The organism is Tsukamurella sputi, assembly GCF_007858445.1.
GTDB lineage: Bacteria > Actinomycetota > Actinomycetes > Mycobacteriales > Mycobacteriaceae > Tsukamurella > Tsukamurella sputi.
On the sequence record NZ_VIGV01000003.1, the window covers coordinates 352,387 to 364,236 of the forward strand.

The 11,850-nt window shown below is 62.6% G+C and carries 15 protein-coding genes and 1 pseudogene; 6 read left to right on the forward strand and 10 right to left on the reverse strand.

Annotation, left to right across the window (positions count from 1 at the left end; all coding sequences use genetic code 11):
* Positions 1-221: 221 nt before the first annotated feature.
* The 9 genes from FK268_RS11190 to FK268_RS11220 all read right to left on the reverse strand — a co-directional run bounded on the left by FK268_RS11190 (position 222) and on the right by FK268_RS11220 (position 7,962).
* Positions 222-1,148: a hypothetical protein gene (locus FK268_RS11190; protein ID WP_146433976.1), complete on the reverse strand. Its 927-nt coding sequence runs from the start codon at positions 1,146-1,148 to the stop codon at positions 222-224.
* A gap of 140 nt (positions 1,149-1,288) precedes the next feature.
* Positions 1,289-1,447, reverse strand: coding sequence for a hypothetical protein (locus FK268_RS24190; RefSeq protein WP_158636088.1), 159 nt, complete (start codon positions 1,445-1,447; stop codon positions 1,289-1,291).
* A 225-nt stretch (positions 1,448-1,672) separates the two neighbouring features.
* Positions 1,673-1,855, reverse strand: coding sequence for a hypothetical protein (locus FK268_RS11195; protein WP_146433978.1), 183 nt, complete (start codon positions 1,853-1,855; stop codon positions 1,673-1,675).
* A 2-nt stretch (positions 1,856-1,857) separates the two neighbouring features.
* The gene (locus FK268_RS11200) at positions 1,858-2,220 is read right to left on the reverse strand and encodes a P27 family phage terminase small subunit (RefSeq protein ID WP_146433980.1); all 363 of its coding nucleotides are present in this window, start codon (positions 2,218-2,220) and stop codon (positions 1,858-1,860) included.
* Positions 2,220-3,077 carry a hypothetical protein gene (locus FK268_RS11205; protein WP_146433981.1) on the reverse strand — a complete coding sequence of 286 codons (858 nt, stop codon included), beginning with the start codon at positions 3,075-3,077 and terminating at the stop codon, positions 2,220-2,222. The genes FK268_RS11200 and FK268_RS11205 overlap by 1 nt, the downstream gene beginning before the upstream one ends.
* A 1,196-nt stretch (positions 3,078-4,273) precedes the next feature.
* The gene (locus FK268_RS11210) at positions 4,274-6,484 is read right to left on the reverse strand and encodes a hypothetical protein (protein WP_146433983.1); all 2,211 of its coding nucleotides are present in this window, start codon (positions 6,482-6,484) and stop codon (positions 4,274-4,276) included.
* A gap of 45 nt (positions 6,485-6,529) precedes the next feature.
* Positions 6,530-6,697, reverse strand: a complete 168-nt coding sequence (locus tag FK268_RS24195; protein WP_158636089.1) for a hypothetical protein — start codon at positions 6,695-6,697, stop codon at positions 6,530-6,532.
* A 509-nt stretch (positions 6,698-7,206) separates the two neighbouring features.
* A complete protein-coding gene (locus FK268_RS11215; RefSeq protein WP_146433985.1) occupies positions 7,207-7,653 on the reverse strand; it encodes a hypothetical protein in 447 nt (148 codons plus the stop codon).
* A 9-nt stretch (positions 7,654-7,662) separates the two neighbouring features.
* Positions 7,663-7,962 (reverse strand): hypothetical protein, encoded by a 300-nt coding sequence (locus FK268_RS11220; RefSeq protein ID WP_146433987.1) that lies wholly within the window; start codon positions 7,960-7,962, stop codon positions 7,663-7,665.
* A gap of 128 nt (positions 7,963-8,090) precedes the next feature.
* Between FK268_RS11220 and FK268_RS11225 the strand changes: the two genes are divergently transcribed.
* Positions 8,091-8,549, forward strand: a complete 459-nt coding sequence (locus FK268_RS11225; protein WP_146433988.1) for a hypothetical protein — start codon at positions 8,091-8,093, stop codon at positions 8,547-8,549.
* On the opposite strand, the gene FK268_RS11230 is transcribed toward FK268_RS11225, so the two are convergent.
* A complete protein-coding gene (locus FK268_RS11230) occupies positions 8,546-10,135 on the reverse strand; it encodes a recombinase family protein (RefSeq protein WP_146433990.1) in 1,590 nt (529 codons plus the stop codon). The genes FK268_RS11225 and FK268_RS11230 overlap by 4 nt on opposite strands.
* A gap of 39 nt (positions 10,136-10,174) precedes the next feature.
* Between FK268_RS11230 and FK268_RS11235 the strand changes: the two are divergent.
* The 5 genes and pseudogenes from FK268_RS11235 to FK268_RS24200 form a co-directional block, all read left to right on the forward strand.
* Positions 10,175-10,303 (forward strand): annotated as a pseudogene (locus tag FK268_RS11235) (DUF4244 domain-containing protein); the annotation flags it as partial.
* 23 nt (positions 10,304-10,326) lie between these two features.
* Positions 10,327-10,635 (forward strand): TadE family type IV pilus minor pilin, encoded by a 309-nt coding sequence (locus FK268_RS11240; RefSeq protein WP_146433992.1) that lies wholly within the window; start codon positions 10,327-10,329, stop codon positions 10,633-10,635.
* 86 nt (positions 10,636-10,721) lie between these two features.
* Positions 10,722-11,042, forward strand: a complete 321-nt coding sequence (locus tag FK268_RS11245) for an Rv3654c family TadE-like protein (RefSeq protein WP_269434222.1) — start codon at positions 10,722-10,724, stop codon at positions 11,040-11,042.
* 65 nt (positions 11,043-11,107) lie between these two features.
* Positions 11,108-11,590, forward strand: a complete 483-nt coding sequence (locus tag FK268_RS11250) for a hypothetical protein (protein WP_146433994.1) — start codon at positions 11,108-11,110, stop codon at positions 11,588-11,590.
* Between the two features lie 63 nt (positions 11,591-11,653).
* Positions 11,654-11,812 carry a hypothetical protein gene (locus tag FK268_RS24200; RefSeq protein WP_158636090.1) on the forward strand — a complete coding sequence of 53 codons (159 nt, stop codon included), beginning with the start codon at positions 11,654-11,656 and terminating at the stop codon, positions 11,810-11,812.
* Positions 11,813-11,850: the final 38 nt, after the last annotated feature.

Below are 11,850 nucleotides of genomic sequence, written 5' to 3' on the forward strand. Positions count from 1 at the left end.
GATCAGGTGCGATCGCTCCTGTACCTCGAATCAGTCGCCACCACGCGCGCTCCTTCGCCATGACCTCCTCGGCCCAGTCGGGCAAGGCCGGACCATCGAGATCCTCCGAGAACTCGTCCATACCCATTAGACGCTCCAGCTCCCCATCCGGTTCCCAGCTCGTCCGTACGCGCTCGCGGCGTCTCGACTGAGCAACTACGCATCGACGCGCACGCACTCGCTCACGATTGCGCTGAGGCGTCCTCTTCGGGACCGTGTACGAGGTAGTGCGCGTACGCGAGGACGTGTGGGTTCATCTCCGAGTACGGAGCGGGCCCTCGATCAGAGAACGGCCCGGTCCTGAAGCAGTATGCGCCACGCTTCCCCTCGAACCGATCGACCAGCTCGCACACGATCTCACCGTATGGGCGCATAACCTCATCGGGGTACAGGGCGTCGAGGACCTTCTGGTTGAACTCCGGCATCTCGTCCTTGATGCTGTTCAAGAGTTTGAACACCGAGAGGTCTTGAGGCATCCCTTTGAGCTGTTCGAGATACCCCGCAATCTTCTCGTTAGGCTTCTTCGGGTTGAGGTTGCGAACCTGCGATACGACGTCGTTATCGAGGTCGAGCACAATCACGGGCTCACGACCCACTGCGAGACTCACCGACATCTTGATAGCCATCAAGTCGATGTGCACCAATGCATTTCGTGCCTCGATCATCCAACGGTACGCCTCGCATTGGTCATAGAAGTCGTTCAGCAGCTTCTTGACAGCCTGCTCCGTGGCCTTGTCGTCACCTCGCGCCTCGGACAGCCGCTCGGCTTGTGCGATCCTCTGGTCGCGATACACGAAGCACGAGTTGGCCGCATTCATGGTCTTCGTGGCTGCTGCAATCCGGATCGACGTTCCCCGCTCGGTCGTGCGAGGGATGTGCTTCTTCTCCATCCCGTATTGGGCGATGCCGATTATGAAGTCGAGTAGGTCGAGGCACTCGTCGTTCACGAACAGCCACATGGGATCCTCGGCAAAGCGAGTCAGCTCCATGTACGCGCCCATGTAGCGCTCGTATTCTGCATCCGAGAAGTCGGCGATGTGACGCATAACAGGTGGCACTCCTGCCTCGAAGTCCTGAAGCAGGATCCCGCGGTTTCCATGATCCTTCATCGCGAGAGCGTATCCCTCACCGTGCCCGATTGGCGACGCATTTACGATCTGAGATGTCCTGTGGCGCAGTGTATCACTACGTAGGCGTACGACCTACAGCGAACGTGCGTTGGGCGCTCACGGACACGCTGAGGCGTCTCTTACGCGATGTCTTCGAGCGCGTCGTACTCACGCATCGCCTGACGCTCTGCCACACGCTCGTTGGCGAGCATCAGCGCCTCGATGAGCGCGGGGAGGTCATGGTCAGATTCGAGGTCCTCGTACTGCGCGGCGTACGCCTTACGTGCTGCCTCGCTCACAGACGGCATTCGCGCTGGTCGCGGCTTGGGTGCACGCGGTGGGAGCCCTCGCCGGCATCGGGCACGCGCTGCGCCTGTGGGTGGGTGCTTGCAGTGCATGTGCGACCCGGTCGTCATGGTCGCATTGTCGGAGACGCCACCCGGCCTACCACTGATCCCACGCACCGGGCGGGGTGGTGGGATCAGGGCCTCGGGGTTGGAAGGTGGGAAAGTTCCCCGAGAGGTCTACGGGTGGACGTCCTCGCCGTTGAGCAACTTCCTCAGTCGGGATTCGTAGAAGCGACGGGCTCCTGCTCCGAACAGCCCATCCCATTCGGCGACTCGCTCGAGATTCTGACGACAGACCTGGATGTCGTGTTCGCGCTTGAGGTCCACACCATCAGCGGTGACCTTGGTATTGCGGGGCATGGCTACGCTCCTCGCTGTGCTCGATTGCGGCGTTGCTCCCAGCCCTTCTTCGCAGCTGTGGACGCCTTCTGATGAGCGAGCGACGGGGCTTCAGCATCAAGATGCAGCGAAGAGATCAAGCGCCCCATCGCAGTTCGCGTCTGCCGCGCCTCGTTGCACGCAGGGTTCACGCGGATCGCACCGCGATCGGTTCGGTATGTGGTGCCGTACTTGGCGATGTCCTTCTCCAAGTCTGCGAGCCTGTCGGCGGAGTCGTGGATCAGGTTCATGATCTCGGCTTCGGTCTCCGTCAGTTCCACCCCATCGGGAAGCGACTTCATCAGGCGCGCAACGAGTTCGTCGCCAGCGGTCCGTGTGGTTGCCATCAGATGTCACTCACTCCGGCGACCACGGCGTTGGCGTTCGGCCCGAGCACTTCCTTGGACAGTTCGTACGTGGTGCGGGTGCCGTTCGACCCGGCGAAGCGCACGCCGTACACATGGCCCGGGGCGATGTCCTGCGCGTGATCGAGGGCTTCCCCGTAGTTCAGGGGGAAGCGCGGCTCTGCGCCGCATCGCTCGATCGCCTCGAAGATGTTCGTGCCCTTGGGAAGCGTGAGGTTCGGCCCTGTCATCCCATCGAGAGCATCGAACGAGCCTGCATCCCATCGAGCGACCAGGAAGTAGTCCCATGCCGCGCCCTCGCCTTGCATCTTGGCGCTGTGGTGACCGTTGGCGAGCCACATCGACTGCGCGCACGAGATGATGAGCGATCGGCGATCGTTGAGCCCTGCCAGTTCGGACAGCCTCAGATCGTCCGTGACGCGTCCGAGGAACACGGCGTCGAAGTTGTCGCGGTACACCTCGTTCAGGGACGCCACGAGCCCGTCAGGATCGGCGCACCACGACGTGCACGTTGCGGCGGCCTCGAACAGCGCTTGCTCGATGGGCTTCTGCAAGAGCATCTTCGCGGTGTCGACTGCGAGGTACGACAGGGCGCGGTGTCGAACGGTCTTGAGCGTGTCGCCGGTCATGACATCGTCCACGGTCAGGGGTGGCACGCTCTCGATCGCGGGCAGCACATCGGTAGCGATGAAGTCGCGGACCTCGACGTAGATGCAGGCGTTGTCCACGATGTCCTTGGGGATCTCGATCCCGATCTCTTCGGCGGCCTTCACCGCGTCGATTGCGTAGGAGGCTCGACGCGGTAGCGCCCAACTTCCCGAGAGTTCTGCGATTGACATTCAGGTCTCCTATTCGGCATTTCACCGCTTTCGGTGATGCATCAACAATGCATGCTCAGGAGTTCAAGGTTCAACCAGCAATTGCCCAACCGCACGTCATTACGCGTGCCGGCCGGCGTGTCATCCACGCAAATCCCTACCAGAAACGGGACCCTGCATTTCGTGGTTCGTTTCTCGGAATGGATCTTCCACCCCATTCCGAGAATCCCTTCGGTCTTCCACGCCGTCAGGCACGATCAGCAAGAGCCCCGTTTCCGAGAGTCAGAATCTTCCCCACCAGGCGGAAGACTCGTCATCGGTATGTTCGGCCAAGAACAGCGACCAAGCGGATTTGGCCTTACATCTACACCCAAGGGTGCAATCGCGACGATACGCGCCCATTCGCCTGAGGTTCAATCACCGGCGCGACTACAGAAAAGCCCACACCCAGGAAATGGCGGGAACCTGAGCATGGGCCTTCTCTGCCAACAACGCAACGGTGGAGAGAGGAAGGGTGGTGTCCCTTTCTTGAGAAACCCCGCCGTCATGGCGACGTTATCACGAATCAATCCCCACACCGCCGTGGTGAATCGACATCGAAAGATAGGCATCTCAGCGCGCCTGTGACGAATTGGAGTCATGAATCGTAGCGACGACGTGTGCGACTGATGCACAGGTGCTCAGCGTGTGCCGTGGGAGCGTTTCTGACATGGTGCGAGCGCGTGTCGTCGCGCACATTGGCGATCGCCTGTCCACACGCTCCGTACACGTGCGTGAAAGGCCTCGATTCTTAATGAAAATGGGTGTCATTAGTGCTTTCGGAAGCCCGATGTGCTGACTGGCAGCGCCTAAGCCCAGTCGGTGTCCGCGAAATGGTCTTAGGGGTACCTCCCCTGGGGGTATCAGGATCGACACCGCTGCATACTGCATACCTGTCCGCACCACCCCTGACATGCAAGAACGCTTGGTATGCAGTCAGAGTATGCAGCACTGCATACCAGTGATGCGCGTTCAAATCGACATTCCCACACACGGGGATCCAACATTTCATTAAGTAAAATAAATAAAAATTAGATCTTATCGTGTAACAGTTTTCGCGGTGTCGATCACGCATCCCTGGTATGCACAACTGCATACTCTCACTGCATACCTCCCAAAAACCCCCGTTGACGTGCGGCGATTCGTCAACGGGGGTGGTATGCAGTATGCAGTGGGGATCACGCCAACATGACCTTGGCCCCTTCCTTCTTGACGAAGCCTTCCTCGATCAACTCCTTCACGAGTTCATCGAAGAACGGCTGCTGCTTGGGCGACAACCTGCGCTTGACGTGGGATCGAACGTCGGGGCCGAAGTCATCGAGCACCTTGAGCACACGCTCACGTGCACGCCCACGCACAGTGTGTAGTTCTGCCTGCTTGGTCAGCTCCGTGATCGCAGCGCGTGCACCACGTGCCGCGGCCTGCTCCTTCTCGAGCGCAGTCATACGGCGCATCACGGTATCCCTCAGCTCGGTCGATGCATCACACACGGCACCGGCGATCTGCCAGAACTGTTCGGTCACCTCCACCCCACCGTGTAGGACAGCGAGGTATGCGGCGATCTTGAGGCGCATCAGGTTTCGATGCGCATCGAGGGTGTCTTCGTACGTGCCCTCGTACTTGTCGCGCCGTACCTGACGCCTGATGCTTGCGGGCACGACGAACAACCCATCAGGGGTGTCGGGGTTCATGAACTCACGGGGCAACTGCAACAGGCGGGACTGCCGTTCGGGTTCGTCCTCGGACCACTGCTTGTCATCGTCGGTCGCGTCGAACAGGGTGAGGCGCTGAATGAGTCCGCCCTTGGCGTCCTTCAAGAGCGCGCCTGCTTGATCGGTCGGGGCATTGACTACACCCACGGCGCGGTACTGCCCGGCGGGCGCGATGATGCGGTTCACAGTGGCCTTGGTGAACGTGCCCAGCGCGGCACCTGACCACACCTTGCGTAGCTCGGCGGACATGTCCAAGCCTCGCTCCAATTGTGCTCGCAGGCCGTCGATCTCATCCCACTTGAACACGCGCGCCCAGGTGTAGTACAGGTTTGCCTCGGGGTTGTCCGAGTCCTCGTTGCCGAACGGCTTGGGATAGCTGTCCATCAGCGCGGCGGCGATGGCCTGCGGCGAACCAACCTCGATGGATTCGAGCGATCGGGACAGCTCGCACTCTCGTTTCCCAAGGCGCAGAATGCGGTCGGGGTCGAAGTGGACGATGGGATCATCCGAGCTGGACTTGCCTGCGCCAGACGGACCGACAAGTACGAGAAGCAGATTCATGGCTGCGGCCTTACCGACGATGGGCGGCATCATCCATCCGGGCGGTGTGACCATCGCGGCGTGCACGAGCGCGTCAGCGAGGCCGACCATCGGTGAGAGCATGCGGCGCTTGCACTCATCGTGGATGAACTGCAACGTCTCGGTGGCGAAGATCGCATCCTTGGCGGCTGCGGTCTTGCGCGACTTGGATTCTCGCTCGGTGTAGAACTGCGCAACCTTGGCTCGCAATCCGCCGGCATGGTTCTCGAACTTGGTCGTGCCGGGGATGTAGTCACTCATCAGGTACAGCGTGTGGGGGAGGCTGAAGCCCTCCTCGAAGCACTGCGCGACGGTCGACCACGTGGCCTTGTACCGCTTGCGGTCCTCTCCGGCCTCGTACCCATCGGCGTCGTCATCGTCGGCAAGCATTCGTGCGAGCTTCGAGGACGGCTTCTGAGACGGAGCCTGGTCGCTTGGCACGTGCACCGGGTCGAACGTGTCGATCACGACATCTTGGGTCCTCACGGCCGAGCTCAGGGCCTCGCACGTGTACCTCGTTGCGCGGTCGTACGACGCACGGCGAACACGGGCTCCATCGTTGCCCTGCTTGTGGTTGATGGACCCGGGCAGACGGAAGAGGTCGTTGTCGGTGACCTTGTCGTTCTTGGTCTGCAACGTGAGCCCGATCGCGGTGCACAGGCGCTGATGGGTCTCCCAGTCGGGGAGGTCGTCCACACGCCAAAACAGGTGGCCGTGTCCCTCAGTGCCGGAGTCGACGCGCAACGTAGGCGGGAACTCCGTGAGGAACGAGTCGTCACCCACGACATCATCGAGATCGAGCCAGACCCAATGACGGACCTTGGCGTTGCCCTTGCCGCGCTTGTCCACACCCATGACGTGCGGGGCGTAGAAGACGTGCTTGGTGTTGAGCCTTCGGGTCACCCACCTGAACAAGTCGTCTCGGCGCGCAGGCCACGGGAACGACGCTTCCTCCCACTGATTGGTGTGGGGGTCCTTGCTCGCAACGAATGCGTATCCGCGTGAGCGTTCCCACATCGTCAGAAGATGCTCGATTGCTTCATCGCGCGGGGTGCCCGCGAAGTCGATTTCCTTGTCGTTGACCAGTGATATAGTCACAGTGTATCTCCGTTGATTAGGGGCGTAGTCGAACTGGGCATTCGGTTACGCCTCTTTTCGTTGGGCATTGCCCCAGCGGGCGCGTAGGCGACCCCAAACCGTGCGACGCGTCAACGTCTCGATATTCGCCTGAATGGTCGCCATGTTCGCGCTGAGGGTCGCCCGTTGCGCTGCGAGATCGGCGCGCATGATCGCGATGTCGTCGTAGGTCATGCCACACCCCGGTTCAGCTCGACCTGACGGCGGAGGGTTAGGCCCGGAAGCTCACGCTTGTCGATGAACGTCTGAGGATCAGGCCGGTTGCGGTACGAGTCCCAGTAGTGGCGGCGACGGCAGAACATGTGACGCTTGGATCGGTCGATGAAGTGCACGGCCTGCATGGTCAGCTCTCCTGTTCCTCGGCCTGCTTGATGGCCCGGCGAGCGGCCTTGTAGCGAGCCTGCTTGTCGCGCTCCAACTTCTCGCGTCGGGCGATCTCCTTCTTCGTCAACTTGGGCTGCTCCTTCCCCTGATTGCAGAGACGCCGCGCACCTCCGTAGTTTGGGTGATCGCATTGAGCGTGGGACTTTCCTCGCATTACCCTTTTCCTTCCGATTGTCGTTCCGGTAATTCAATGCGTATCACGAATGTTCGACCTGACCGATATTCCGATGTGCGCAGTGCGTGTCACGTGGCGGAACGCGAAACAAGAACTTGACTGCCACACGAGTAGCGCGCAGAAACTACTTCCGCTTCAGACGCCCAAGGGGCACATCGTCCAGAATTGGGTCGCCAACATCTCCTGCTAGGTCGTCAAGGTGAAGAGAGCGTACGAGTTGCCCTGAATCGTCAAACCCGATGTATTCGAAGTCGATGCTGTACGGGATCTGCACAAGCGGTTCCATCTCGATGAATCCCTCGGGAATATTGAGGAAGTCCTTTTCTGTGAGGTGCTTTCCGTTCAGTTTCACGTACCGGGCACCTTCGATTGCAGGGAGAGTCTTGCGCCACCGCGACCGTTGGCGGGCTGCAGCTTGAGACTTCTGCTCGTTCGAGAGTTGATCGGCCTCAGCCTTGGTCGGGCGCTTCGCAGGGCTCGATAACGTCCGCGCCTTCGACGCTTCGCCGGTCCGACATGCACGACGCGCCTCGGTGGTCTTCGGGTGGCTGCAGTCCTTGTGCGACACCATCTCGATCCCCTACCCGGCCAGTCGCGCACGGTTCAGAGGTCGCCGATAGGCGTTCCTCGCTGCCTTCAGTTCGTCGGGCCCCATCGACTTGTAGTCCATGCCCAATCGTCGAGCGTCATCGGCGTACAACGCCATCCTCGGGTCCTGCACCCCGGTTCGAGCCATCGCAGTACGTTCCATGTCATTCAAGCCGTAGTGACGCTTGCGGCATTCCGCGCGCCCCTCCTTGGTTGACGCATGCCCGCACTGCCTGTGACTCAGTCGTCCACTCTCGCGGACGGCCGGGCGATACGTCATGATCTCGGTCATTTCATGTCTCCTCGTAGGTCCTCCGCCGACATGTCTCGGCGATGTGTCTCCGAGTCTTGCACGACATGTGTCTCGATGCAAGTCACATCTTCGAGACTCCATGACACATGTCTTGGTATGCTCGTGACATGAACCGAGTCATCGACGCTGCTCAGGGCCTAACGGTCGAATGGGCCACTGACACCTTCGTGAGTACGGGCCTCCCTGACGCCTTCGAGGTCATCACCGAGGACACACGCATGACCTACACCGATGGGGTCTGTACGGCGATCTCAGGCACCCCGATCGACGTGTCTCGTGTCGCGACATGGGACGCACGGGCTCGTCAGCTTGTGACACACGTCTTCGAGGACGGGGAGTGGCGCTTGCCTCCTCCGCCTAAGCCTTCGTCGGCACCTGTCAGCACGTCAGGTGTGGGTCGCCCCAACGTTCAGTCCATCGAGCACCATCAGCGAGTCGCGGATGCCTTCGCTCGTGATGGGTACCAAGGCGTCATGGATGAGTTCGGCGTGGCGCGTCGTCAGGCATCGCGCTACATCTCACGCGCTCGTGAGGCGGGGTTGATCGCGCCGAGCGATCGGGCTTAGTTCGCGCCCTCGTTGTACGCCTCGACCATCTCAAGGAGCGGGCCGAAGGTCTGGTCGGCATCGAGATTCAGCGTCAGGTCGCCGTCGAGCTTGAACGTGTCGAGGATGGTTCTCGATCCCTCGGTGTGGGATGTCCACGTGACCTTGAAGTCCATCTGACGTAGCCACACGTTGCGCGCCTCCGTGTCCTGACGCTCCCACCAATCGGCGAACAATTCTCCCGTGGGCTCCCACACCCAACCGGCGGGTTCGCTTGGTGTCGCGGACAATTCGGCCTGACGCTCCGTGAGCGAGACGATGCGCTGATCGAGCCTCGCACGCTGCGGGGTGCCTCGCTTGAATGCGCCCGTGCCAAGTTGATCGGTGAGGTCTGCAAGCAGCTCGTTCACCTCATCCAGCTCGCTCGTGTGGTCGTTGCCAGCGAACCACACCCGCTTGCGGCGTTCGAGCGGCCCCATGTGTTCAAGGATCCGGCGCTCGACTTCGTCGTCGGCCCACTCCAACGAGACGGTGCGGTTGTCGCACTGGTCCTTGTACTGCGCGGACGCACAGCGATACCGAGGCTTCCGGCCCTTGCCTCCCTTGAGTCGATACGCCGGCCTCCCACACACCCCGCAATAGATGACGCGGAGCAGGAGGCCACTGCTTCGCTTGGTGGGTTCCTTGCGATTCTCGCGCCCCTCAAGTTCTACGCCCACGCGCTCGAACATGTCTCGCGACAGGATTGGCTCAGCGCGAACCACGGGCGAACCATCATCGCCAACGACCACCGTCTCGGGGCCGAAGACCTTCCTGCCCTTCGCATCGCGCTGTACGTTCCCGTGGGCGTCTGTGAGCGGTTCGCGCGTGACGACTCGACCGAGCATCGCTTGGGACGTGAGCGATCGCTTCAGAGGTGCCGAATGCCACTCGTAGTCGCTCGTTGGTCGCCCTCGCAGTTGCGCGAACCGATCACGGGGTGTGGGTATGCCTCGCTTCGTGAGGTCGTGGGCGATCGCGCGTAGGGGCTCGCCCTTCAAGACTCGCTGGACAACCTCGTGGATGACATCGACCTGCTCGGGATCTTGAACGAGTCGCCACTCTCCGTCGTCGGTCTTCTCGGGAAGATACCCCCACGGTGGGATGCCACCGCGATACTTCCCAGCTCGAATGTTGTGTCTCGACGCTGACGCGTTGCGCTCGCTGATCGCTTCGAGTTCCATCTCTGCGACCTTCGCCACGAGCAGGGCGATGATGTCGCCGAAGTCGGTGGACAGGTCGAAGTGCGCCTCAGTCGCGGACACGAGCGTCACGCCGTGCTGACGTGCCCACCTGATGAGGTCTGCGAGGTCGAACAGCCTGCGCACGATGCGGTCCACACGGAAGAACACGATCACGTCGAACTGCGAGGGATCACGAAGCCAACGACCAAGCTGTGGACGGTCGAATGGCGACGTCTTACCTGCCGACACATCGAGGTCTTCGGCCACACCAACCACGTCGTACCCGCGTGCCTGACATAGCTCCTGACATGCGGCAAGCTGACGTTCAGGGCTTGTGGTCGCGTCCGTCACGCGCGACAGTCGAACAACGATCAGTGCTCTCATGAAGGGATCCTAATCGCAGGGGTGTAAACCACCATAATCGACTACGCCATAGGCACCATCGCGGCCGCGGCCTTCGGCGCGGTGCTCTACGGCGTGGTCACCGGCGACAACATCATCAGCGGCCTGACGGACATCATCGGCAAGGCGCTGGGCACCTCCACCGGTTAGCGGGCGAGGCGGGCGCGGTCACTGTGGAGGCCGCGTTCGCCGTCGCCAGTCTCATCACCGTGATGGTGCTGTGCGTGGGCGCCGTCGTGGGGGTGACAGCGCACGTGCGCTGCGTGGACGCGGCGCGTGAGGGCGCTCGGCTCGCCGCGCGGGGCGGCGATGCGCGTGCCGCTCGTGCGGTGGCACAGGTGGGGCCGTCCGGCGCGTCCTCGTCGGTGAACCGGGACGGAGACACGGTGACGGTGCGCGTCCGCGCGCCGGTCCCGCTCCTCCCCGGCCTGACGGTCTCCGCGACCGCGGTGGCCGCCGTCGAGCCGGGGCAGGCGCCGTGACGGCCTCGTCGACCCGGGCCGGAGGGGCGCGGGCCGACCGGCGCGCTCGGTCCCGCGCCGGTCCGCGGGGCGGGAGGGAGGACGGGGTGGCGACGGTTCTCGCCGCTGTGATGGTCGCCGCGATCGTCGCGGTGGCGGTCATGATCGTCGATGTCGGCGCCGCAGTCTCCGCCCGTCACCGGGCCCAGTCCGCCGCCGACCTCGCGGCGCTCGCCGGTGCAGCCGGCGCGATCGACGCCGAGGAGGCATGCGCAGCGGCGGACCGCTTGGCCCGCGCCAACGACGGAGCGCTCCGGGCCTGCGGCGTGGAGGGTTTCACCGTCACAGTGCGCGTGAGCGTCCCGGTCTCGCTGTCGGTCTTCGGCGACGGCGAGGCGCTCGCCGTCGCCAGAGCGGGACCGGAGTGAACGCGCTCGATCCAAGCGACGCGTTCTGGGCGCCCGAGATCACTGCGCGTCAGCGTCGGTCGATCTTGCGGTGGCAGGGTACGGACCGGTTCTACGCCGAGGTCCAGACGATCGCACGAGGCGGAACCGGCTCTGCTGACGCGGGGACGGTGGCGATCGACCTGGCCGCCGTGATCGAACGGTCGCGAACTCGTCGTGAGGTCATCCTGTGGCGCGGGGTACGGAGCGCGGTGCGCACGTTCGGCGGATCGGCTGCGCTGTCGTCGACGGAGGCAGGTATCCGCACCGTTCGATTCGAGGGCTTCGCGTCGATGTCACTGGACCGCTCGGTCGCAGAGCGCGAGTTCACAGTTCCGTGGGGGGAAGGAGGACCGGCCCTGCTGCGGATCGCCGTCCCACGGGGTGCACGAGCGTTCCGGATCGGTGCTGTCGGTCGTCGCGATCTGGAGTACCAGCAGGAGGTGGTGATGCTCGATCCGGTAGTACGCTTGAGGGACGTGGGCCGGACCGACGGCGTCCGGGTCATCCAGTCCGAGGTGGTGATCTGAATGTCGAGGTTCTCCGACGACCTGGCAGTGGTACCGGTCGGTACACCTCCTCGGATATTCAGTGTGCCGCAGCTCCGGATGCACCTGGGCGTCAGCGATTCCCCTACGGACCGGCAGAAGGCCGCCGTGTCGGCGTGGCTCGAGCACAACCCCGTGTCTCCGGTTCTGCGGCAGAGCATCATCGAGGAAGGGTGGAGCGATCTGCTCCATCTGTCCGCCTGAGCGCAGACGCTCGGCCGGCCGGATCGCCGACTCCGGCC

Coding starts and splice junctions, on each gene's coding strand:
- FK268_RS24195 (WP_158636089.1), bottom strand. CDS start 6,697: ATGACCTACGACGACATCGCGATCATGCGCGCCGATCTCGCAGCGCAA.
- FK268_RS11200 (WP_146433980.1), bottom strand. CDS start 2,220: ATGGCAACCACACGGACCGCTGGCGACGAACTCGTTGCGCGCCTGATG.
- FK268_RS11190 (WP_146433976.1), bottom strand. CDS start 1,148: ATGAAGGATCATGGAAACCGCGGGATCCTGCTTCAGGACTTCGAGGCA.
- FK268_RS11205 (WP_146433981.1), bottom strand. CDS start 3,077: ATGTCAATCGCAGAACTCTCGGGAAGTTGGGCGCTACCGCGTCGAGCC.
- FK268_RS11230 (WP_146433990.1), bottom strand. CDS start 10,135: ATGAGAGCACTGATCGTTGTTCGACTGTCGCGCGTGACGGACGCGACC.
- FK268_RS11215 (WP_146433985.1), bottom strand. CDS start 7,653: ATGGTGTCGCACAAGGACTGCAGCCACCCGAAGACCACCGAGGCGCGT.
- FK268_RS11195 (WP_146433978.1), bottom strand. CDS start 1,855: ATGCCCCGCAATACCAAGGTCACCGCTGATGGTGTGGACCTCAAGCGC.
- FK268_RS11225 (WP_146433988.1), top strand. CDS start 8,091: ATGAACCGAGTCATCGACGCTGCTCAGGGCCTAACGGTCGAATGGGCC.
- FK268_RS11220 (WP_146433987.1), bottom strand. CDS start 7,962: ATGACCGAGATCATGACGTATCGCCCGGCCGTCCGCGAGAGTGGACGA.